At 59.3% G+C, this 21,886-nt stretch carries 18 protein-coding genes and 1 pseudogene; 12 read left to right on the top strand and 7 right to left on the bottom strand.

The genetic code is table 11. The features are described from left to right. The first annotated feature begins 32 nt into the window (after positions 1–32). Entirely contained in the window at positions 33–1,403 is a 1,371-nt protein-coding gene (locus tag AB4N91_RS04510) for an MFS transporter (RefSeq protein ID WP_083375939.1), read from the top strand. Positions 1,404–1,469: 66 nt separating this feature from the next. Here AB4N91_RS04510 and AB4N91_RS04515 read toward each other — a convergent pair whose 3' ends face one another. The 4 genes from AB4N91_RS04515 to flgA all read right to left on the bottom strand — a co-directional run bounded on the left by AB4N91_RS04515 (position 1,470) and on the right by flgA (position 4,078). Further along, positions 1,470–2,216 carry a flagellar brake protein gene (locus AB4N91_RS04515; RefSeq protein ID WP_042932643.1) on the bottom strand — a complete coding sequence of 249 codons (747 nt, stop codon included), beginning with the start codon at positions 2,214–2,216 and terminating at the stop codon, positions 1,470–1,472. Between the two features lie 92 nt (positions 2,217–2,308). Then, the gene (locus tag AB4N91_RS04520; protein ID WP_010457166.1) at positions 2,309–2,776 is read right to left on the bottom strand and encodes a flagella synthesis protein FlgN; all 468 of its coding nucleotides are present in this window, start codon (positions 2,774–2,776) and stop codon (positions 2,309–2,311) included. Between the two features lie 48 nt (positions 2,777–2,824). Then, positions 2,825–3,151 carry a flagellar biosynthesis anti-sigma factor FlgM gene (gene flgM, locus AB4N91_RS04525; RefSeq protein WP_010457164.1) on the bottom strand — a complete coding sequence of 109 codons (327 nt, stop codon included), beginning with the start codon at positions 3,149–3,151 and terminating at the stop codon, positions 2,825–2,827. A 165-nt stretch (positions 3,152–3,316) separates the two neighbouring features. Continuing rightward, complete coding sequence (flgA, locus tag AB4N91_RS04530; RefSeq protein WP_077749189.1) at positions 3,317–4,078, bottom strand: flagellar basal body P-ring formation chaperone FlgA; 762 nt, start codon at positions 4,076–4,078, stop codon at positions 3,317–3,319. A gap of 82 nt (positions 4,079–4,160) precedes the next feature. Between flgA and AB4N91_RS04535 the strand changes: the two genes are divergently transcribed. The 6 genes from AB4N91_RS04535 (at position 4,161) to flgE (ending at position 9,274) form a co-directional block, all read left to right on the top strand. Beyond that, complete coding sequence (locus tag AB4N91_RS04535) at positions 4,161–5,093, top strand: chemotaxis protein CheV (protein ID WP_010457160.1); 933 nt, start codon at positions 4,161–4,163, stop codon at positions 5,091–5,093. 46 nt (positions 5,094–5,139) lie between these two features. Then, positions 5,140–5,967, top strand: a complete 828-nt coding sequence (gene cheR / locus AB4N91_RS04540; protein ID WP_010457158.1) for a protein-glutamate O-methyltransferase CheR — start codon at positions 5,140–5,142, stop codon at positions 5,965–5,967. 366 nt (positions 5,968–6,333) lie between these two features. Beyond that, positions 6,334–6,741: a flagellar basal body rod protein FlgB gene (flgB, locus tag AB4N91_RS04545; RefSeq protein WP_010457156.1), complete on the top strand. Its 408-nt coding sequence runs from the start codon at positions 6,334–6,336 to the stop codon at positions 6,739–6,741. A 3-nt stretch (positions 6,742–6,744) separates the two neighbouring features. Beyond that, positions 6,745–7,188, top strand: coding sequence for a flagellar basal body rod protein FlgC (gene flgC / locus AB4N91_RS04550; RefSeq protein ID WP_010457154.1), 444 nt, complete (start codon positions 6,745–6,747; stop codon positions 7,186–7,188). Between the two features lie 15 nt (positions 7,189–7,203). Beyond that, positions 7,204–7,929, top strand: a complete 726-nt coding sequence (flgD, locus tag AB4N91_RS04555; RefSeq protein ID WP_077749190.1) for a flagellar hook assembly protein FlgD — start codon at positions 7,204–7,206, stop codon at positions 7,927–7,929. Positions 7,930–7,960: 31 nt separating this feature from the next. Further along, complete coding sequence (flgE, locus tag AB4N91_RS04560; protein ID WP_077749191.1) at positions 7,961–9,274, top strand: flagellar hook protein FlgE; 1,314 nt, start codon at positions 7,961–7,963, stop codon at positions 9,272–9,274. A gap of 286 nt (positions 9,275–9,560) precedes the next feature. Here flgE and AB4N91_RS04565 read toward each other — a convergent pair whose 3' ends face one another. Continuing rightward, the gene (locus tag AB4N91_RS04565; protein ID WP_010457148.1) at positions 9,561–12,455 is read right to left on the bottom strand and encodes a ribonucleoside-diphosphate reductase subunit alpha; all 2,895 of its coding nucleotides are present in this window, start codon (positions 12,453–12,455) and stop codon (positions 9,561–9,563) included. Between the two features lie 732 nt (positions 12,456–13,187). Here AB4N91_RS04565 and AB4N91_RS04570 point away from each other — a divergent pair. Further along, positions 13,188–13,901 carry a response regulator gene (locus AB4N91_RS04570; protein ID WP_010457146.1) on the top strand — a complete coding sequence of 238 codons (714 nt, stop codon included), beginning with the start codon at positions 13,188–13,190 and terminating at the stop codon, positions 13,899–13,901. Continuing rightward, entirely contained in the window at positions 13,898–15,508 is a 1,611-nt protein-coding gene (locus AB4N91_RS04575; RefSeq protein WP_010457144.1) for an ATP-binding protein, read from the top strand. The genes AB4N91_RS04570 and AB4N91_RS04575 overlap by 4 nt, the downstream gene beginning before the upstream one ends. 141 nt (positions 15,509–15,649) lie before the next feature. On the opposite strand, the pseudogene AB4N91_RS04580 reads toward AB4N91_RS04575, so the two are convergent. Together AB4N91_RS04580 and AB4N91_RS04585 are read right to left on the bottom strand one after the other, a co-directional pair. Next, a pseudogene (locus AB4N91_RS04580) lies at positions 15,650–16,376 on the bottom strand (4'-phosphopantetheinyl transferase family protein). Positions 16,377–16,550: 174 nt separating this feature from the next. Further along, positions 16,551–17,342 (bottom strand): dienelactone hydrolase family protein, encoded by a 792-nt coding sequence (locus AB4N91_RS04585; protein ID WP_460112144.1) that lies wholly within the window; start codon positions 17,340–17,342, stop codon positions 16,551–16,553. A gap of 147 nt (positions 17,343–17,489) precedes the next feature. On the opposite strand from AB4N91_RS04585, the gene AB4N91_RS04590 reads away from it, so the two are divergent. From AB4N91_RS04590 to AB4N91_RS04600, 3 genes are all read left to right on the top strand, one after another. Continuing rightward, positions 17,490–18,092 (top strand): membrane protein, encoded by a 603-nt coding sequence (locus AB4N91_RS04590; protein WP_010457138.1) that lies wholly within the window; start codon positions 17,490–17,492, stop codon positions 18,090–18,092. Positions 18,093–18,257: 165 nt separating this feature from the next. After that, the gene (locus AB4N91_RS04595) at positions 18,258–18,935 is read left to right on the top strand and encodes a response regulator (RefSeq protein WP_077749196.1); all 678 of its coding nucleotides are present in this window, start codon (positions 18,258–18,260) and stop codon (positions 18,933–18,935) included. After that, the gene (locus AB4N91_RS04600; protein WP_460112145.1) at positions 18,932–20,278 is read left to right on the top strand and encodes an ATP-binding protein; all 1,347 of its coding nucleotides are present in this window, start codon (positions 18,932–18,934) and stop codon (positions 20,276–20,278) included. The genes AB4N91_RS04595 and AB4N91_RS04600 overlap by 4 nt, the downstream gene beginning before the upstream one ends. The last annotated feature ends 1,608 nt before the right edge of the window (positions 20,279–21,886 follow it).

Raw genomic sequence — 21,886 nt, forward strand, 5'->3', positions numbered from 1 at the left:
TTTCTTACCGCAAGGAGCCGCTCGGAACGCCGATGCGCCAAATCTGGAAACCTTTTCGAGCGCTTTATTTTGCCTCGCTGATGATGTTGATCGGCTCAGGCTTGCTGAGTACCTACCTGGGCTTGCGTCTGGCGGCGGATAACGTCGACAGCTTGTGGGTGGGTGCGTTGATGGCCGCCAACTATTTCGGCCTGGTGCTGGGTGGCAAGATCGGTCACCGACTGATCGCCCGGGTCGGGCATATTCGCGCCTATTCGGCCTGCGCCGGGATTGTCGGCGCGGCGGTGCTCGGCCACGGCCTGGTCGACTGGTTGCCGGCGTGGATATTCCTGCGGGTGATCGTCGGCCTCGGCATGATGTGCCAGTACATGGTGATCGAAAGCTGGCTCAATGAGCAGGCTGAAGCGTCCCAGCGTGGCACGGTATTCAGCGGCTACATGATCGCTTCCTACCTGGGGTTGGTGCTCGGTCAGCTGATTCTGGTCATGCACCCGGCCCTGGGCCTGGAACTGCTGATGCTGGTCGCCCTGTGCTTCGCGTTGTGTCTGGTGCCGGTGGCCCTGACCCGGCGGATTCACCCGGCGCCATTGCATCCGGCGCCGATGGAGCCGCGGTTCTTCATCAAGCGCGTGCCGCAGTCATTGAGCACGGTGCTGGGCGCGGGGCTGATCATTGGCTCCTTCTACGGTCTGGCGCCGCTGTATGCCTCGCAGCAAGGATTGTCCACCGAGCAGGTCGGTCTGTTCATGGGTAGCTGCATTTTTGCCGGGCTGCTGGTGCAGTGGCCATTGGGCTGGCTCTCTGACCGTTATGACCGGGCGTTGTTGATCCGCTGTTTTGCGGTGGTCCTGGCCCTGACCGCGTTGCCGCTGGCGATCATGCAGCAGGTGCCGCTGGAGGTTCTGTTCGTCGCCGGGTTCTTCTGTTCGCTGGTGATGTTCTGCCTGTATCCGCTGGCGGTGGCCTTCTCCAATGACCACGTCGAAGGTGATCGTCGCGTGTCCCTGACAGCGATGTTGCTGGTGACTTACGGCGTGGGCGCCAGCATCGGGCCGTTGGTGGCCGGTGTCCTGATGAAGCTGTTCGGCAGCCACATGCTGTATGCCTTCTTCAGCTTCTTCGCGTTGGTGCTGGTGTGGCGGATTCGCCCGAAAGCGGTCACCAACCTGCATCAGGTCGAAGATGCGCCGCTGCATCACGTGGCTATGCCGGACAGCATGTCGAGTTCGCCGCTGGTGGCGTGCCTTGACCCGCGGGTCGATGAGCAGGTGGTGCAGGATCAGATGCAAAATCCGATCAGCCCGGAACCTGCGCCTGAACCAGAGCCGGATCCCGAGACCGATCCACCATCAGAAGACCCGGATGCGGGTCGTGAGCAAAGCTTCACCGAAGCCAGGCCCTAAAAACCTGCGCATAAAAAAACGGGCAGTCACCGCAAGGGACTGCCCGTTTTTTGTTGAAGCACCGTATTACATGTCGTCTTTGTCGAAACGGCGTGCTTCACGCTGTAGCTGATAGACGAACCGTTCGACTTGCCGCTGCACCAGACCGCTCATGTTATGAAAGCGAACACCGGCGAAGGTGGTGGAGATCCTCTCTTCGAAGTGCAGGTAACGCAATTCGACCGGTGCGGTCATGTTGCCGAAGGGCAGGGCGGCGACAAAGCGGTCATAGACCTGGCCCAGTTGCAGGCTGCCGGTGATGTCACCTTCAAAACGCAGTTTGCAGCCGGTGGCCGAGATGTCCAGCAGCTTGCCGCCCAAGGTCGATTTGAGTTTCTCACCGCCCAGTTCGACGTTGACCAGTTGCGCCAGTTTCAACGCTGCACGGAACGCATTACGGCGCTGGTGATAGATCACTTCAGCGGGCAGTGGGCCACGATAGCAGCGAGCATCGCCGGACTCATCGATGGTCAGCGTACCGTTACTTTCCCAGGCGATGCGCACGCCGTCATGAAAGCCTTCAACCTTGAATGGTTCTCCGGCCAGCAGAAAACGTTCCCCGTCACGCGGGATCATTTCATCCAGGGCGATCGAATTGCTGTCGCGATCAACGTTCACCAGATAGCTCTGGAAGCGTTGGGTGCGCTCATGGAACGTGATGATCAGCGGATCATGGCTTTCTTGCAGCTGCCGCAGGTTACCGGCGATTTCCATCGGCGTGGATAGCACCTTGGGTGGCTGCGGAGCATCGTCCGCGTTTAAGGCATTGAACACGGTTCATCATTCTCCAGGCAAAATTTGACTGCGACTTGCTAGCATACTGCCAGCATGTGAGGCGTCTTGATAGAGCGTGCTCATCAACAGGCTCAAGCCTGACTAAGCGGGCGCGGCTTTGCGAGCTTGGAGGTTGATCCGCGGGCATCGTAAAGCGCTGGCGGTTCGCCGCCGGTGAGGATTTTCAGCTGATTGGCCGTGGCGGCCTGCTGGACCAGGATCGACTGGCCATTATTGACGTTGGCTGCCTGGCATTGAGCCAGTAGATCGGTCAGTTTCTCGCTCTGTTCCAGCAATTGATCGCCGATGCTCGACTGGCTGGCAAGTTGCTCCAGGCCACTGCGATCGGCCGGCAGATTGAGGCTGACGAGGATTTCACTGCGCTTGCGGCCATGCTGTTCAAGCAGAATGATCATTGCCTGCTTCTGCGCCAGAATATCTTCGAGCAGCGGCATGTCGCGACCGTGCAAGGCGAGGGACTCGGTTTGCAGTAACTCCAGCAAGCGTTGCGCTGGAGCAAAGTCGTCGGTGATCAGTTGCAGTAAATTAGTGTCGTGCATGGCTGGCCTTGGGGTTTAAGCGTCCAAAAGCCTGGCGCAGGCCGTGGCCTAGCGCTGGGCTTCGAAGTTGAGCAGTTTGCTGGCTACACGGTTGCTGTCGACTTTATAGCTGCCATCGGCAATCGCTGCTTTCAACTCGGCCACGCGGGCGTTGTCGACGGCAGGCTGATCGCGCAGCTTGTCAGTGACCTTCTGCAACTGTTGAGCCTCATTGCTGAGGTGTACCGATTCCCCGCTTTTGACGGTACTGGCCTGTTCGGCCGGGGTATTCAGCGGCGCGGATGTGCCGGTTTCGGCGGTTTCCTTCGCGGTGCTGGTACGTGTACTACCGGTAAGTGACGAGGAACTGTTCAAACGGCTGAAATCGATGACCATGGTAAAAAACCTCTGGGTATTTGGACGCTTGCCATGTTTTCGGCTCTCCCTGCGAAAACTTTAGGCCCATTTATCAATGAGCTTGCATGCGCCAGCGCTTGTCCTGCCTGCGGCACAGTTTAGGGAACAGCCGGGCGGCGCGCCATCTTTCACCAGCAGATTGTTCTACATGGCAACTTCCACCTGGCCCGGCGCGATGACTTGCGCCTTGATGACCCGCTGGGAGTTGAGGTTTTTCACACGAATCTGTTCACGCAAGCCGCCGTTGGACAGGGCTTCGCCCGGCATACGCACACTGAGCGTACCACTGCGGGCGGTAATCACCACTTGGTCGCCCTTGCTGATGACTTCCGCCTGTTCGAGATGGACCAGCGTCAGGACCTGATTGGCGACCGTTGGTCGGGTAAGTTTCTGCCCCACGGCTTGTTCCAGGGAGGTGAAATAACCCTGGTTGATCAGGCTGATGTCTCGCTCGCGCAACATGACATCGCCGGGCTCGATGACCCCGGCGCGTTTGAGCGGCCGGGTGGTGGTGACAACGTCCCGAAACAGGCGGACTTGAGCGGGCACGAAGACTGTCCAGGGGGATGTGCTGTCGCAGCGGACCTTGACCGTGACCCGTCCGATCGGGGTCGCCGGGCTCTCCAGGGTGGCTGTCAATTCCTTGTCGCACATGGGCATGCGCAGTCGCGGATCGAGCTGGTTGACTTCGATTTCGTAGCGTCCTTCCGTTTGACTGGTAGCCAAATAGTCTTCTACGGTGAATTCAAGAAAGCCCTGAGTGACGCCGATAAGCATGTCAGGCAAGGTAACCGCGTCAGCAAGGGCAGGGCTGCCAGCGTTGAACAGGCAGACGGCCGACATTGCGCAAAGCAATTTGCGGGTAATTGATGTCAGGCGTCGGAAAAATGTCGGTTCTGTGTTCATAAGAGTTAAAAAGCAAGCGCCGTGCCGTTTAGCAATAAATGTGCGTCGCAACACACTTAAGCGTTGGTGTAGGAGTCAGTGCATGGCTGGTGTAATGGATTCAGTAAACCAGCGCACGCAACTGGTTGGGCAGAATCGCCTTGAGCTGTTGTTGTTCCGTCTCGACGGCCAGCAGCTGTATGGGATCAACGTGTTCAAGGTTCGGGAAGTGCTGCAATGCCCCAAACTGACCCTGATGCCCAAGTCCAGTCCTGTCGTGTGCGGTGTGGCAAATATCCGGGGGGCGACCATTCCGATTCTTGATCTGGCGATGGCGACCGGCTCCGGCGCACTTAAAGATCAAAGCAATCCCTTCGTGATCATCACGGAGTACAACACCAAGACCCAGGGATTCCTGGTGCGATCGGTGGAGCGCATCGTCAACATGAACTGGGAGGAGATTCATCCGCCACCCAAGGGTACGGGACGCGATCATTACCTGACGGCTGTGACTCGGGTCGACAATCAGTTAGTCGAAATCATCGACGTCGAGAAAGTGCTGGCGGAAGTGGCGCCGACACCGGAAGCGATTTCGGTCGGCGTGGTGGATGTCGAAACCCAGCACAAGGCGCTGTCCTTGCGGGTATTGACGGTCGATGACTCGTCGGTGGCGCGCAAGCAGGTGACCCGTTGCCTGCAAACGGTCGGCGTTGAAGTGGTGGCATTGAACGACGGCAGGCAAGCGCTGGATTACTTGCGCAAGCTGGTCGATGAGGGCAAGAAGCCGGAAGAAGAGTTCCTGATGATGATTTCCGACATCGAGATGCCGGAAATGGACGGGTACACCCTGACGGCCGAGATCCGCAACGACCCGCGCATGCAAAAGCTACATATCATCCTGCATACTTCGTTGTCGGGTGTATTCAATCAGGCAATGGTCAAGAAGGTCGGCGCGGACGACTTCCTGGCAAAATTCCGTCCTGATGACCTGGCATCCCGGGTAGTCGACCGGATCAAAGCAGCAGATATCAGCTAGGGGCCTTCTGCCCCTGGCGGTTAACACGATTTAAGAGGCGGCATCTTTGTCTACGGGTAATTTGGATTTCGAACAGTTCCGGGTATTCCTGGAAAAAGCCTGTGGCATTTTGCTCGGTGAAAACAAGCAGTACCTGGTCTCGAGCCGTCTCAACAAGCTGATGGAGCAGCAAGGCATCAAATCCCTGGGTGAGCTGGTTCAGCGCATCCAGACCCAGCCGCGCAGCGGTTTGCGCGAGATGGTGGTGGATGCCATGACCACCAACGAAACCCTGTGGTTTCGCGACACCTATCCGTTTGAAGTCTTGAAGAACAAGGTGTTGCCCGAAGCGATCAAGGCGGCCCCCGGCCAGCGCTTGCGGATCTGGTCGGCGGCGTGCTCGTCGGGTCAGGAACCGTATTCGCTGTCGATGTCGATCGATGAGTTCGAGCGCGTCAACATGGGCCAGTTGAAGATGGGCGCGCAAATCGTCGCGACCGACTTGTCCGGCACCATGCTGACCAACTGCAAGACCGGCGAGTACGACAGCCTGGCCATCGGCCGTGGTCTGTCGCCCGAGCGCCTTCAGCGTTACTTCGACCCCAAAGGGCCGGGGCGCTGGGCGATCAAGGCGCCGATCAAGAGTCGCGTGGAGTTTCGCTCGTTCAACCTGCTGGACAGCTACGCGGCCCTGGGCAAGTTCGACATCGTGTTCTGCCGCAACGTGTTGATCTACTTCTCCGCCGAGGTGAAGAAAGACATCCTGTTGCGTATTCACAGCACGCTCAAGCCAGGCGGTTATCTGTTCCTCGGCGCCTCCGAAGCGCTGAACGGTTTGCCGGATCATTACCAGATGGTCCAGTGCAGCCCGGGGATCATTTACCAGGCGAAGTGATTCGTTGGCCGCATCAAAAAACGGGAGTCCTCAGGGGCTCCCGTTTTTTTTGCCCGATGATTTCCCTGACATCACCACGATCCCCCTGTGGGAGCAAGCCTGCTCGCGATGGCGTCGTGTCAGCCAACATCAATGTTTCTATTACACCGCTATCGCGAGCAGGCTCGCTCCCACAGGGGAGGGTGGTGTTCTTTAGAGGGTGATAAGCGGCAGAAAAGCGGCAGGCGGCGGAAATCGGTTGCCGCTTTTCTGGCATTGCCGCCTTGCCACTGCCGGCAAAGCCCCGGTTTCCGGGGTTTTTTGAATTGGCACGCCACTTGCTATGTCTCTGTTACGAAAAATCAGGTCACCCGAAGGTTTCCCGACATGAGCATCAGCTTCGATAAAGCGCTCGGTATCCATGAACAAGCCCTGGGCTTCCGCGCTCAGCGTGCCGAAGTCCTGGCCAACAACATCGCCAACGCCGATACCCCGAACTACAAGGCTCGGGACCTGGAGTTCTCCAAAGTGCTCGCCGCACAGAACGAGAAAACCAAGGGTGGTACGTTTGCCTTGAACATGACCAACAACCGCCATATCGAGGCCGAAGGCCTGGGCAATGGCGACGAGTCGCTGATGTATCGCACGCCGATGCAGCCGTCGATCGACCAGAACACTGTGGACGCCCAACTGGAACAGTCGAACTACGCGGAAAACGCCGTCGGCTTCCAGGCCAGCTTCACCCTGCTCAACAGCAAATTCAAAGGGCTGATGTCAGCCCTGCGCGGAGAGTAAGTCATGTCCCTATCCAGTGTTTTCAACATTGCCGGTAGCGGCATGAGCGCGCAGACCACGCGCTTGAACACCGTGGCCTCGAACATCGCCAACGCCGAAACCGTCTCGTCGAGCATCGACCAGACCTATCGCGCCCGTCACCCGGTGTTCGCCACCATGTTCCAGGGCGGCCAGAGCGGCGGCAGCGATTCGCTGTTCCAGAACCAGGACGCCGCCGGCCAAGGCGTGCAAGTGCTGGGCGTGGTCGAAGACCAAAGCAACCTTGACGCGCGTTACGAGCCGAACCATCCGGCCGCCGATGCCAAGGGCTACGTCTACTACCCGAACGTCAATGTCGTCGAAGAAATGGCCGACATGATTTCCGCCAGTCGCTCGTTCCAGACCAACGCTGAAATGATGAACACCGCCAAAACCATGATGCAGAAGGTCCTGACCCTCGGTCAGTGATAAGGGGCGACTCAGATGAGTGTTACCGATACCACCAGCGGCGTGAACATCAAGGACGTCTTGGCCAACTCTTCGGTCAAGGCCAATAACACCAGCAGCGACGGCCTGGCCTCGGCCACCAACAGCGCCACCGGCAAGAAGGCGTTGGGCAAGGACGCGTTCCTGCAATTGCTGGTTACCCAGCTGAAGAACCAGAACCCGCTCGAGCCGCAAGACAACGGTGACTTCGTGGCTCAGCTGGCACAGTTCAGTAGCCTGGAAGGCATCACCACGCTGAACGATACGGTCAGCGGCATTGCCGGCAACTACAACTCGTCGCAAGCGCTGCAAGCATCTTCGCTGGTGGGCCGCTCGGTGGTCGCGCAGACCGACACAGCGGTGGTCGATACCTCCAAGAGCTTCAACGGCACGGCCGTGGTTCCGGCATCGGTGGATCCGGTGACGATCAAGATCACCGACGCCGATGGCAAAGTGATTCGCACCATCGACATGGGCAGCCAGCAGGCCGGCAACGCCAGCTTCATCTGGGACGGCAAAAACGATGCGGGCGAAGTGGCCAAGGCCGGCACGTACAAATTCGCCGCCACCGCGACTTACGACAGCAAGGCGACCGCGCTGGTGACTTACCTGCCAGCCACCGTCAACAGCGTGACCATCAGCCAGACCGGCGGTGAGTTGATGCTGAACCTCGCAGGCCTGGGCAGTATCGCCCTGTCCAAAGTACAGACCATTGGTATATAGAGCCGACTAACACGGCACAAAGGAGTGGAATATGTCTTTCAATATCGGCCTTAGCGGTCTCTATGCAGCCAACAAACAACTGGACGTGACCGGCAACAACATCGCCAACGTCGCGACCACCGGTTTCAAATCGTCCCGTGCAGAATTCGAAGACGTGTACTCGGCCACTCGCCTGGGTACCGGCAGCAAGACCGTCGGCAACGGCGTGCGTCTGGCCAACGTTTCCCAGCAGTTCGGCCAGGGCGACGTGAACAACACCGGCAACGTGCTGGACATGGGCATCCAGGGCAACGGTTTCTTCATCCTCAGCGACAACGGTTCCCTGAGCTACACCCGTGCCGGTGCGTTCAAGACTGACGCCGAAAACTACGTGGTCGACAACAACGGCAACCGCCTGCAAGGTTACGGCGTTGATGACAACGGCAAGATCATCAATGGCGTGCTGACCGACCTGAAAATCGACACCTCGAGCCTGTCGCCCAAGGCCACCACTCGCGTCGACCAGACGATTAACCTGAACTCCTCGGAAACCCTGCCGACCGTTACACCGTTCAACCCGGCCGAGCCATTGAGCTACAACAAGCCGATCTCCACGCATATCTATGACAGCCAGGGTAACCAGCACAACCTGGACCAGTACTACGTGAAAACCGGTACCAACGCGTGGACCGTGTACACCTACGTCGACGGTCGTTCGCCGTCCAACCCGGCCGCCGAGCCACCGGTGCCAGTGACGGCCAACGTGACCTTCAACTCTGACGGTACCGTCAACACCATGACCGGCAGTCCTGGCTTTGCTGTGACCGGTAAAGTCTTCCAGTTGACCGGTTGGGTGCCGGGCGTGGTCACCAATGCCAACGTGACGCCAAAAGTCTGGGGGCCTAACGGTTCGGTTGCGGCCACTGGCGGCCTGTCCTTCGACATGACCAAGACTACCTCTTACAATTCGCCGACTGCCCGTACCCAGCAATTTCAGGACGGCTACGCCACTGGCCAGATTTCCAGCCTGACCATCGACGAAACCGGTGTCATGACCGCTAACTTCAGCAACCAGCAAACCAAGGCCATCGGCCAGGTGGCGGTCGCGAGCTTCGCCAACGAGCAAGGCCTGCAGCCCATCGGTGGTACGCGCTGGAAAGAAACCTTCGCCTCGGGCGAGGCGGGTGTCGATGCTCCGAAAACCGGTACGCTGGGTGCGGTGGTGTCCAACTCCCTGGAAGAGTCCAACGTCAACCTGACCAACGAACTGGTCGATTTGATCAAGGCGCAGAGCAACTACCAGGCAAACGCCAAGACCATCTCCACTCAGAGCACCATCATGCAGACCATCATTCAGATGACCTGATGCTGGTTCGCGCTGAATAAAGAGCCCCTCGTGAGAGGGGCTTTTTTTATGAGCGGGATTTGTCTCGAGTGCCGAATTTTGCGTTGTCAGTGATGGCCCCTACGCGAGCGGGCTCGCTCCTACAAAGGATCTTCAGTGCGGCGCCTGTCCAGTTCAGGAGCGAGCCTGCTCGCGAAGGCGTCAGCCCGGTCACCACTTTCCTTGGGGCAAAAGAAAACCCCCGACAATCCAGAGGACTGATCGGGGGTTATCCAGACGAGCGCCTTGCGGCGCTCACCGGCTCAGCTTATTGGCAAGCTTCGCAATCCGGCTCGTCGATGGCGCAAGCCTTCGGCACTGGAGCAGGGCCGGCTGGCGCTGCCAGGACCGAATCTTCACCGTGGTTGCCGCCGCTGGAAACAGCGTTCAGCTTGCCGGTGTTGATGGTCGACTTCTCGGTGCTGGTCGCGGCCAGGGCACGGAGGTAGTAAGTGGTTTTCAGACCACGGTACCAGGCCATGCGGTAGGTCACGTCCAGCTTCTTGCCCGAAGCGCCAGCGATGTACAGGTTCAGCGACTGAGCCTGGTCGATCCACTTCTGACGACGGCTTGCCGCGTCAACGATCCACTTGGTGTCCACTTCGAACGCGGTCGCGTAGAGCTCTTTGAGTTCTTGCGGGATGCGCTCGATCTGTTGCACCGAACCGTCGTAGTACTTCAGGTCGTTGATCATGACCGAGTCCCACAGACCGCGAGCCTTCAGGTCGCGAACTAGGTACGGGTTGATCACGGTGAATTCGCCCGACAGGTTCGATTTCACGTAGAGGTTCTGGTAGGTCGGTTCGATCGACTGCGATACGCCGGTGATGTTGGCGATGGTCGCGGTCGGTGCGATGGCCATGATGTTGGAGTTACGAATGCCTTTCTGCACACGGGCACGAACCGGTGCCCAGTCCAGGGATTCGTTCAGGTCAACGTCGATGTACTTCTGGCCACGTTGCTCGATCAGGATCTGTTGCGAATCCAGCGGCAGGATGCCTTTGGACCACAGCGAACCCTGGAACGTCTCGTAGGCGCCGCGCTCGTCGGCCAGGTCGCAGGAAGCCTGGATCGCGTAGTAGCTGACCGCTTCCATCGACTTGTCGGCGAATTCGACGGCCGCGTCGGAACCGTAAGGAATGTGCTGCAGGTACAAAGCGTCCTGGAAGCCCATGATGCCCAGGCCGACCGGACGGTGCTTGAAGTTGGAGTTCTTCGCTTGTGGCACCGAGTAGTAGTTGATGTCGATTACGTTATCGAGCATGCGAACGGCGGTGTTCACGGTGCGTTCCAGCTTGGCGGTGTCCAGCTTGCCGTTGACGATGTGGTTCGGCAGGTTGATCGAGCCCAGGTTGCAAACGGCGATCTCGTCCTTGTTGGTGTTCAAGGTGATCTCGGTGCACAGGTTCGAGCTATGGACCACGCCGACGTGCTGCTGCGGGCTGCGCAGATTGCACGGGTCTTTGAAGGTCAGCCATGGGTGGCCGGTTTCAAACAGCATGGACAGCATTTTGCGCCACAGGTCTTTGGCCTGGATGGTCTTGAACAGCTTGACCTTGCCCGGGTACTCGGTCAGGGCTTCGTAGTACTCGTAACGCTCTTCGAAAGCCTTGCCGGTCAGGTCGTGCAGGTCCGGTACTTCGGACGGCGAGAACAGGGTCCACTTGCCGTCATCGAAGACGCGCTTCATGAACAGGTCAGGGATCCAGTTGGCGGTGTTCATGTCGTGGGTACGACGACGATCATCACCGGTGTTCTTGCGCAGCTCGATGAACTCTTCGATGTCCATGTGCCAGGTTTCCAGGTAGGCACAGACAGCGCCTTTGCGCTTGCCACCCTGGTTAACGGCGACGGCAGTGTCGTTCACCACTTTCAGGAACGGGACAACGCCCTGGGATTTGCCGTTGGTGCCCTTGATGTACGAGCCCAATGCACGAACCGGCGTCCAGTCGTTGCCCAGGCCGCCTGCGAATTTCGACAACATGGCGTTGTCGTGGATCGCGTGGTAGATGCCCGACAGGTCATCCGGCACGGTGGTCAGGTAGCAGCTGGACAGCTGTGGACGCAGGGTACCGGCGTTGAACAGGGTCGGGGTCGACGACATGTAGTCGAAGGACGACAGCAGGTTGTAGAACTCGATGGCACGGTCTTCTTTCTGCTTCTCTTCAATCGCCAGGCCCATGGCCACGCGCATGAAGAAGATTTGCGGCAGTTCGAAGCGGATACCGTCCTTGTGGATGAAGTAACGGTCGTACAGGGTTTGCAGGCCCAGGTAAGTGAACTGCTGATCGCGCTCGTGGTTGATCGCCTTGCCGAGTTTTTCCAGGTCAAAGGTGGCCAGGACCGGGTTCAGCAATTCGAATTCGATACCCTTGGCGATGTACGCAGGCAAGGCCTTGGCGTACAGGTCGACCATCTCGTGGTGGGTCGCGCTTTCGGCGACTTCCAGGAAGCTCAGGCCTTCGGCACGCAGGGTGTCCATCAGCAGGCGAGCGGTCACGAACGAGTAGTTCGGCTCACGCTCGACCAGGGTACGGGCGGTCATCACCAGGGCGGTGTTGACGTCGGTCAGGGCCACGCCGTCGTACAGGTTCTTCAGGGTTTCGCGCTGGATCAGGTCGCCGTCGACTTCTTCCAGGCCTTCGCACGCTTCGGTGACGATGGTGTTCAGGCGGCCCATGTCCAGAGGCGCAAATGAGCCATCGGCGCGGGTGATGCGGATCGACGGGTGAGCGTTGACCGCTTCTTCGGCCGGTGCGTGGGCAGCGCGTTCTTTCGAACGACCGTCACGGTAGATCACGTAGTCGCGGGCCACTTTCTGCTCGCCGGCACGCATCAGGGCCAGTTCGACCTGGTCCTGGATTTCTTCGATGTGGATGGTGCCGCCCGAAGGCATGCGACGCTTGAAGGTCGCGGTGACTTGTTCGGTCAGGCGCGCAACGGTGTCATGGATTCGCGACGAGGCGGCAGCGGTGCCGCCCTCAACTGCGAGAAACGCTTTGGTGATCGCGACGGTGATCTTGTCATCGGTATAAGGAACGACAGTGCCGTTACGCTTGATCACGCGCAGTTGGCCAGGCGCGGTGGCGGACAGATCCGAAGTCGAATCAGCGGCCTGCGGCAAGGTGCCCTGCGGGTTCTCGCGAGTTGTGTCGGTTTGCATGGGGGAGTGTCTCCACATTCTCTATGTTTGTTTGAGCACCTTCATGGTGCCCACCGTTCTGTCCTGAAGCACTACAACCGAGGGGCCTCGGGCATAACAACTTCGGGACAGTAGGAAAAGGCTAATGATGCCGCTTCCTTGCCGAAGTCTTTGGTCTCGAGCCAGGGCCCGAAACCGGATTCCATTCAGGGTGACAGTAATGACTGCAACACCCGTACCGTTCCGGCTGTTCTGGCCTCAAAAAACGGTGCCATCCGCAGGTGCGGTTTGGGCTTTCAAATTCACGCTTGGTTCAACCGGAAACAGCAATAAAGCGCTTGAGTTTCTGGTCTGAAATGTGGTTAGGCTTTTTAAGCCAAAACCCTACATGTAGGGTTTTTTTGGCGCCGGGCTACAAGATAATGCGTTTTGGAGGGTGTTGCAACGTACTACCTGTGGATAAACCTGTGCGTAAATTGTGTGTGAAAGAAGGAACAGGCGTGTAGGCCGCGACCTAGCGGGAGCGAACCGTTTTTCACTGATTTTCAGCGATTGAAAACAGTCATTCGGATTTTTAAGGGCGCGAACCCTATCACAAAAATCCGGGTTGTCCGAACGCATTTGCCGGCTTGTGTTCTCGGCGTTCGGCGTTTATACAATCGGCCAGTGTGTATGCATTCTTATCCTCCCCAATCATTACAAAAAGACGGGCGGATCCTTCCTTATAAGTGTTGTTGGCAAGCAGAGGTCACCGTGGAGCAAGAAGCCTGGCAGATATTGATTGTGGAGGACGACCAGCGTCTGGCCGAACTGACCCGCGATTACCTGGAAGCCAATGGCCTGCGCGTATCGATCGAGGGCAATGGCGCCCTGGCCGCGGCCCGCATCATTAATGAAAAGCCGGACCTGGTGATCCTCGACCTGATGCTGCCGGGCGAAGATGGCCTGAGCATCTGCCGCAAGGTGCGCAATAAATATGACGGCCCGATCCTGATGCTCACCGCCCGCACCGACGATACCGATCAGATTCTTGGCCTGGACCTGGGGGCCGACGATTACGTGTGCAAGCCAGTGCGTCCGCGCCTGCTGCTGGCGCGCATCCAGGCGCTGTTGCGCCGCAGTGAAGCCCCTGAGGTGGCCCCGGAAAAACAACGACGCCTGCAGTTTGGCCCGCTGGTGGTGGACAACGCATTGCGCGAGGCCTGGCTGAATGACAACGGCATCGAACTGACCAGCGCCGAATTCGATCTGCTGTGGCTGCTTGTGGCCAACGCCGGGCGCATCCTGTCCCGGGAAGAAATTTTCACCGCCCTGCGCGGCATCGGCTATGACGGCCAGGATCGCTCCATCGACGTGCGCATCTCGCGCATCCGTCCCAAAATCGGCGACGATCCGGAGCATCCACGACTGATCAAGACCATCCGCAGCAAAGGGTATCTGTTCGTTCCGGAAGCCTGCACCCTGTGAACTCGATCTTCCTGCGCATCTACGGCGGCATGTGTGCGGCGCTGATTCTGGTCGCGGTGCTTGGCGTACTGGCCTTGCACCTGCTCAACCAGGTGCGCAGTGAGCAATACCGCGAACGCCTGGCCCACGGCACCTTCTCGCTGATGGCCGACAACCTGCAACCGATGAACGAAACCGAACGCCACCGGGCCTTGCTGGTGTGGGAGCGTTTGCTGGGGATTCCGTTGGCGCTGAAGACCTTCGCCCAGACCGACCTCGACCTGACGCAGCGTACCCGCGTGCTGCGCGGCCAGGCGCTGGTGGAACAGACCGGCCCGCATGCAGCGAAGGTGTATCGGCTGGTCAGCGACAAGGAGCAGTTGGTTTTGACGGGAGAAGTCCAGCAGATCAGCGAGCAACTGGCGCGAGCGACTATCTATCTGCTGGCCGACGAACTGGTGCGCGTGCCGGTGGCTGAGCAGCCCAAGCGCCTGGCGCAATTGAAACAAGACAAAGGCTTCGGTTTCGACTTGCGCCTGGTCACCGTCGACCAGGCGGACATGGACGAGGACCAGAGCCGCCGGATCTCCGAAGGCGACACGGTGATGGCATTGGGCAAGGGCGGTGACTCGATCCGGGTGTTTGCCGGCATGGTCGGCACGCCGTGGGTCCTGGAAATCGGCCCGCTGTACCAGATGAATCCTTATCCGCCCGAATGGTTGGTGCTGATCGCGGCCCTTGGTTTGAGCCTGATCGGTTTGATCGTCTATCTGTTGGTGCGACAACTTGAGCGTCGCTTGCGTGGCCTCGAAGCCGCTGCCACGCGTATTGCCAAGGGCAGCCTGGAAACCCGCGTGCCGGCGCGCGGCGCGGATTCGGTGGGGCGGCTGGCCTCGGCGTTCAATGGCATGGCCGAGCACTTGCAACAGTTGTTGGCGATCCAGCGTGAACTGGTGCGCGCGGTGTCCCACGAATTGCGCACCCCGGTGGCGCGCCTGCGTTTTGGCCTGGAGATGATCGGCTCGGCCACCACGCCACAGGCTCTGGAGAAGTACCGCGAAGGCATGGACCACGACATCGAGGACCTCGACAAGCTGGTGGACGAAATGCTGACCTACGCGCGTTTGGAGCAGGGCTCGCCCGCGCTGAATTTCCAGCGGATCGATCTGGATGCGTTGGTCAATCAGGTGATCGAGGAATTGGCACCGCTACGCGCCGACGTCACCGTGCAGCGCGGGTTGTGCTTGTCCGCCGCCGATTGTGACGATGCCTGGGTCGAGGCCGAGCCGCGCTATTTACACCGGGCGATCCAGAACCTGGTGAGCAATGCCATGCGCCATGCCTCGTCGCGGGTGACGGTCAGTTATCAGGTGGGGCAGCAGCGTTGCCGGGTGGACATCGAAGATGACGGGCCGGGCGTGCCAGAGTCGGCGTGGGAAAAAATCTTCACGCCGTTCCTGCGCCTTGATGACAGCCGTACCCGGGCGTCGGGCGGGCATGGCTTGGGACTGTCCATTGTGCGGCGGATTATCCATTGGCATGACGGGCGGGCGTTGATCAGCAAGAGCAAGAGCCTGGGCGGGGCGTGCTTCAGCCTGAGTTGGCCGAGGAATCAGGAGAAGCGGTGAGATTTGCGGCGTCTGTACTGGCCTCATCGTCGGAACGCCGCCCGGAGCAGGCTCACTCCTGCAGGGAATCTTCGGTGTTGCACAGATCCATTGTAGGAGTGAGCCTGCTCGCGATGAGGCCCGAGCCAACACCAAAAATCCTCAGGCCCTGATGCTGACCAGACTCAACAACTGCCCATCCACCACCCCAAACTGCGCATCCAGCTCAGTGCCATTGCGCCACTCGCTGGACAGATCTGTCAGCAATCGCAGCCGCACCTCACCGCTCTCGCTCCACTCCAGCACTTCCCGCATGTTCAAAATAAAACCGCTGCCGAACAATCGGATACAGCGCCTTGAACAGACTCTCCTTCACCGAAAACGTCAGCGTGACCAGCATCGCCAACTGATCACGATGACCTGCGGCCATGCGCTGCAATTCCGCCGGGGTAAGGATTTCCCCGGCCAGGCGTTCGGCACGTTCAGGGTTTAGCAGGTTTTCCAGGTCCATCCCCAATCCACGCCAGTGGGTCTTGTTTGCGACAATCGCCGCGGCCCGGCCGGTGCTGTGGGTGATTGAGCCGCTGATATGCGCAGGCCAGACCGGTGCCCGGTCTTCGCCGATGGCCGGGCTGAAACTCAGCCCTTCCAGCTTCTGCAACGCCGCCCGGGCACAGACCCGACCGGCCAGAAACTCGGCCTGACGCTTGGCGACCGAGCGCTGGATGCTCGCTGGCGGCTCGATGGCGCTGCGCGTGAAATCATCGAGGGCCAGTTGCGAGGTATCGAAGTGCGTGCTCAACAGCACCGTATCAGGCAGCACAAACGGCAGCGGCCAATGGGCATCGAGCGGGGTGCAGCAGACGGGCAGGGCGGGGGTGGAATTCATGTCGCGCATTTTGCCGGGTTGCCTTCGGGCTGGGTAGCCCTGACGTAGACCGCGTTATCGTTCTTCGCGGGCAAGCCTTGCTCCTACAGGTTTGAGCCGATCACGAAATGGCGTAACGACACAAGCCCTGTAGGAGCGAGGCTTGCCCGCGAAGGCCACGCCTCGGTCTTCTGCTTAACCGAAGATTTTTTTGAAGAACGCCTGCATATCCGCCCAGGATTTTTCATCCGCCGTCTTGCTGTACCCGATATCCGGCCCACCATGATCGCCATGGCCCAACCGATCCGCATCTGGATTGCTGAACCCATGCTTGGCGCCCTCAAGGCTGACGAATTGATAGTCGGCCCCGGCCTTGTCCATTTCAGCCTTGAACGCCGCGACGTTGTCCGCCGTCACCATGCTGTCCAGCGCACCATGCTCCACCAGGATTTTCGCTTTCACGCTGCCCGGTGTTGCGGGCGTTTTGGTCGCCAGCGCGCCGTGGAAACTCACCACGCCCGCCAGCGGAACGCCTTGACGCGCTGCATTCAGCACCACGGCACCGCCGAAGCAGTAACCGATGGCAGCGACTTTATCCGGATGGGTCTGTGGCTGTTTCTTCAGCAAATCGAGCCCGGCCTGGAAGCGGGCGCTGGACGCGGCACTGTCTTTCAACGCCGCTTGCATGAAGGCCATGGCGTCCTTGGGATGCTCGGTGTTCTTGCCATCGCCATACATATCAATGGCCAGCGCGCTGTAACCCAGTCCGGCCAAATCACGGGCGCGGCGCTTGGTGTAATCGTTGAGGCCCCACCATTCATGCACCACCACCACGCCTGGACGTTGACCTTTAATAGCATCGTCGTAAGCGTAATAGCCGATCAGCTTCGTGCCATCGGGGCTCTGATAGGGAATCTCCTGAGTCTTGATCTCGGCGTGGCTGAGCCCGCTCAAGGCCAGTAATAGGAGGGCGAGGAAAACGCGCATGGTCGGATCTCCTGCATAAAAGTCATCAAAACAGCCGGGTGGAGTTGATTCAGCTTAGGTTCAGAGTGCGTTCAGGGGGAGTTCAGGGGTGGGTGCGTAACCTTGCCCCGTACCCAAAAAGCAAATAGCGCATGAGGAAATTCCCCAATGACTCACTTTAAAAAACTGCTTCTGGCTTTCACCGTCATGGGCGCAAGCACCGCGGCTTTCGCTTCCAACGATAATTTCGCCAGCCTTACTCTTGGACAGACCAGCGACAAAGTCAAAAAGTCCCACGCCCTGAACGACAACCTCAACCACCCGAACGCCGACGGCGTGATCGGCAAGGACACCACCTGGGGTGTGCGTCTGGGCCAGCAAAACAGCGAGGGCCGCTACTACGCCACTTACGACAACGTGTCGGGTTCGCACAATGGCATTAAACTGCGTCAGGAAAACCTGTTGGGCAGCTACGATCTGTTCTACCCGGTAGGCGCCAGCACCAAATTGTTCGGCGGTGCCACGGCCGGCCTGACCAAAATGACCCAGGAGTCCCCAGGGTTCAGCCGCGACAGCAACATCGGCTACGCCATTGGCGGCCAGGTTGGCGTGTTGCAGCAAGTGTCGCAAAACACCTCGGTCGAACTGGGTTACCGTTACCTGCGCAGCAACGCCAGCACCGAGATGAGCGAGCGCGGTGGCAGCAAGCAGGGTTCGCTGGACCTGACCAGCAGCGCCCAGACCTACCTGTCGGCGAACTACGCTTTCTGATAAGTGCAATCCCTGTAGGGGTGAGCCTGCTCGCGATAGCGGCGTGTCAGTCGACATCAATGTCGAATGTGCTGGCGCCATCGCGAGCAGGCTCGCTCCTACAGGGTTCTGCGGTGTGACTGAGAACTGTGCTGCTGGAGATAACGATTTGCCTAGGAGAGCGTTATGAAACTGCTGGTCGTCGAAGATGAAGCGCTGTTGCGCCATCACCTGCAAACCCGCCTGACGGACAGCGGCCACGTGGTCGAGTCCGTGGCCAACGCCGAGGAGGCGTTGTACCAGACCGAGCAGTTCAACCACGACCTGGCGGTGATCGACCTCGGCCTGCCGGGCATGAGCGGGCTCGACCTGATCCGTCATCTGCGCTCGCGTGGCAAGGCCTTCCCGATCCTGATCCTCACGGCGCGTGGCAACTGGCAAGACAAGGTCGAAGGCCTCGCCGCCGGCGCCGACGATTACGTGGTCAAGCCGTTCCAGTTCGAAGAGCTCGATGCGCGCCTGAATGCCTTGCTGCGCCGCTCCAGCGGTTTCACCCAGTCGACCATCGTCGCCGGGCCGCTGCTGCTCGACCTCAATCGCAAACAAGCGTCCCTCGATGAACAACCGCTGGCGCTGACCGCCTACGAGTATCGAATCCTCGAGTACCTGATGCGCCATCACCAGCAAGTGGTGGCCAAGGACCGCTTGATGGAGCAGCTCTATCCGGATGACGACGAGCGCGATCCGAACGTCATCGAAGTGCTGGTCGGCCGTCTGCGCCGCAAACTCGAAGGCCCGGCCGGTTTCAAACCGATCGACACTGTGCGTGGCCTCGGCTACCTGTTCAATGAGCGCTGCACTTGATTCGCTCCCTTCGTGTCCGCTTGATGCTGGCCGCCGCCACCCTGGCGGTGCTGTTCATGCTGGCGTTGCTGCCAGCGATGCAGGGCGCGTTCAGCCTGGCGTTGCAGGATTCCATCGAGCAACGCCTGGCGTCGGACGTAAACACCTTGATTTCTGCCGCGCGGGTGGAAAACAACGCCCTGCAGATGCCGGCGCAGTTGCCCGATGAGCGCTTCAACCTGACTGACAGCCGCTTGCTCGGTTACATCTATGACCGCGAAGGTCATTTGGTCTGGCGCTCGAAGGCCACCGGCGAAGAGAAGATCAACTACAAACCGCGTTACGACGGACGCGGCAACGAATTCGCGCGCATTCGTGAGGCCGATGGTCAGGAATTCTTCGTCTACGACGTCGAAGTCAAACTGCTCAGCGGCAAAAGCGCGGCGTTCAGCATCGTCGCCCTGCAACCGGTGCACGAGTACGAAGTCACCCTCGAAGGCCTGCGCGAAAACCTCTACCTCGGTTTCGGTGCCGCGTTGCTGGTGCTGCTGGCGCTGCTGTGGATCGGCCTGACCTGGGGCTTGCAGGCCTTGCGTCGGCTCAGTCAGGAGCTGGACGAAATCGAAAGCGGCGCCCGCGAAAGCCTCAGCGAACAACACCCGCGTGAGCTGCTGCGCCTGACCGGCTCCCTCAACCGCTTGCTGCACAGCGAACGCGAGCAGCGCAGCCGCTACCGCGATTCCCTCGACGACCTGGCCCACAGCCTGAAAACCCCGCTGACCGTGCTGCAAGGCGTCAGCGAAGACATGGCCCAGCGCCCGGAAAACCGAGATCAGGCCTGGTTGCTGCAAACCCAGATCGAGCGCATGAGCCAGCAGATCGGCTATCAACTGCAACGCGCCAGCCTGCGTAAAAGTGGGCTGGTACGCCACCAGGTGCGCCTGCAGCCGGTGCTGCAAAGTCTGTGCGACACGCTGGACAAGGTCTATCGCGACAAGCGCGTGCGCGTTGCTTTCAACCTGCCGGAGCCGTGTTACGTGCCGATCGAACAGGGCGCGCTGCTGGAGATGATGGGCAACCTGCTGGAAAACGCCTTTCGCCTGTGCCTGAGCGAAGTGCGCATCAGCGTGCGCGAAACCCTGAGCGGGGTCGAGTTGTGCGTTGAAGACGACGGGCCGGGCGTGCCGCCGGATCAGCGGGCGCGGATTCTGCAACGGGGCGAGCGGCTGGATCGCCAGCACCCGGGGCAGGGGATCGGGTTGGCGGTGGTCAAGGACATTATCGAGAGCTACAACGCGAAGCTGACGCTGGGGGATTCGCCGATGGGCGGGGCGGCGTTCCGGATTCATTTTTCGGTGGTTTGATCGAGGGGTTGGCGGTGTTTTTCGGGCCTCATCGCGAGCAGGCTCGCTCCTACAATTGAGTCTGCGGCGCTCGTGAAAAGTGCATGCTCCGCAAATCCCCTGTAGGAGCGAGCCTGCTCGCGATGAGGCCAGTCAATTCAACCCAAAAATCAGTTTCGGATGCTGGACAGGCTTGATCCGGCGTAGTCGTTCGTTCAGGCAGACCGCGTCATCGTTCATCGCGAGCAGGCTCGCTCCCACAGGAGATCTTCAGTGAATGCATAATCTGCGTTCACACCGATCACCTGTAGGAGCGAGCCTGCTCGCGATGGGGCCGGTCAACTCAACCCAAAAATCAGTTGCGGATGCTGGACAGGCTTGATCCGCCGTAGACGTTCAGTCAGGTAGACCGCGTCATCGTTCATCGCGAGCAGGCTCGCTCCCACAGGAGATCCCCAGTGAATGCATCATTTGCGTTCACACCGATCACCTGTAGGAGCGAGCCTGCTCGCGATGGGGCCGGTCAATTCAACCCAAAAATCAGTTTCGGATGCTGGACAGGCTTGATCCGCCGTAGTCGTTCAGTCAGGTAGACCGTGTCATCGTTCATCGCGAGCAGGCTCGCTCCCACAGGAGATCTTCAGTGAATGCATAATCTGCGTTCACACCGATCACCTGTAGGAGCGAGCCTGCTCGCGATGGGGCCAGTCAATTCAACCCAAAAATCAGTTTCGGATGCTGGACAGGCTTGATCCGCCGTAGTCGTTCAGTCAGGTAGACCGCGTCATCGTTCATCGCGAGCAGGCTCGCTCCCACAGGAGATCTTCAGTGAATGCATCATTTGCGTTCACACCGATCACCTGTAGGAGCGAGCCTGCTCGCGATGGGGCCAGTCAACTCAACCCAAAAATCAGTTGCGGATGCTGGACAGGCTTGATCCGCCGTAGTCGTCCAGTCAGGTAGACCGCGTCATCGTTCATCGCGAGCAGGCTCGCTCCCACAGGAGATCTTCAGTGAATGCATAATTTGCGTTCACACCGATCACCTGTAGGAGCGAGCCTGCTCGCGATGAGGCCGGTCAATTCAACCCAAAAATCAGTTTCGGATGCTGGACAGGCTTGATCCGCCGTAGTCGTTCAGTCAGGTAGACCGCGTCATCGTTCATCGCGAGCAGGCTCGCTCCCACAGGAGATCTTCAGTGAATGCATCATTTGCGTTCACACCGATCACCTGTAGGAGCGAGCCTGCTCGCGATGGGGCCAGTCAACTCAACCCAAAAATCAGTTGCGGATGCTGGACAGGCTTGATCCGCCGTAGTCGTCCAGTCAGGTAGACCGCGTCATCGTTCATCGCGAGCAGGCTCGCTCCCACAGGAGATCTTCAGTGAATGCATAATTTGCGTTCACACCGATCACCTGTAGGAGCGAGCCTGCTCGCGATGAGGCCGGTCAATTCAACCCAAAAATCAGTTTCGGATGCTGGACAGGCTTGATCCGCCGTAGTCGTTCAGTCAGGTAGACCGCGTCATCGTTCATCGCGAGCAGGCTCGCTTGTATGTTTAGACTTGAAGGGGTGGGTGGGACTAAAGCTCGTCATCTGACTCTGACCAGTACAGACCGTGGGAGACTT

The sequence above is a fragment of the Pseudomonas sp. H3_D04 genome, from assembly GCF_054669175.1.

Excerpts from the sequence above, each read along its gene's own strand:
- AB4N91_RS04510 (WP_083375939.1), top strand. The coding sequence starts at position 33 with ATGCGCCAAATCTGGAAACCTTTTCGAGCGCTTTATTTTGCCTCGCTG.
- AB4N91_RS04520 (WP_010457166.1), bottom strand. The coding sequence starts at position 2,776 with ATGCACGACACTAATTTACTGCAACTGATCACCGACGACTTTGCTCCA.
- flgM (WP_010457164.1), bottom strand. The coding sequence starts at position 3,151 with ATGGTCATCGATTTCAGCCGTTTGAACAGTTCCTCGTCACTTACCGGT.
- flgA (WP_077749189.1), bottom strand. The coding sequence starts at position 4,078 with ATGAACACAGAACCGACATTTTTCCGACGCCTGACATCAATTACCCGC.
- AB4N91_RS04535 (WP_010457160.1), top strand. The coding sequence starts at position 4,161 with ATGGCTGGTGTAATGGATTCAGTAAACCAGCGCACGCAACTGGTTGGG.
- flgB (WP_010457156.1), top strand. The coding sequence starts at position 6,334 with ATGAGCATCAGCTTCGATAAAGCGCTCGGTATCCATGAACAAGCCCTG.
- flgC (WP_010457154.1), top strand. The coding sequence starts at position 6,745 with ATGTCCCTATCCAGTGTTTTCAACATTGCCGGTAGCGGCATGAGCGCG.
- flgD (WP_077749190.1), top strand. The coding sequence starts at position 7,204 with ATGAGTGTTACCGATACCACCAGCGGCGTGAACATCAAGGACGTCTTG.
- flgE (WP_077749191.1), top strand. The coding sequence starts at position 7,961 with ATGTCTTTCAATATCGGCCTTAGCGGTCTCTATGCAGCCAACAAACAA.
- AB4N91_RS04565 (WP_010457148.1), bottom strand. The coding sequence starts at position 12,455 with ATGCAAACCGACACAACTCGCGAGAACCCGCAGGGCACCTTGCCGCAG.
- AB4N91_RS04585 (WP_460112144.1), bottom strand. The coding sequence starts at position 17,342 with ATGCGCGTTTTCCTCGCCCTCCTATTACTGGCCTTGAGCGGGCTCAGC.
- AB4N91_RS04590 (WP_010457138.1), top strand. The coding sequence starts at position 17,490 with ATGACTCACTTTAAAAAACTGCTTCTGGCTTTCACCGTCATGGGCGCA.
- AB4N91_RS04595 (WP_077749196.1), top strand. The coding sequence starts at position 18,258 with ATGAAACTGCTGGTCGTCGAAGATGAAGCGCTGTTGCGCCATCACCTG.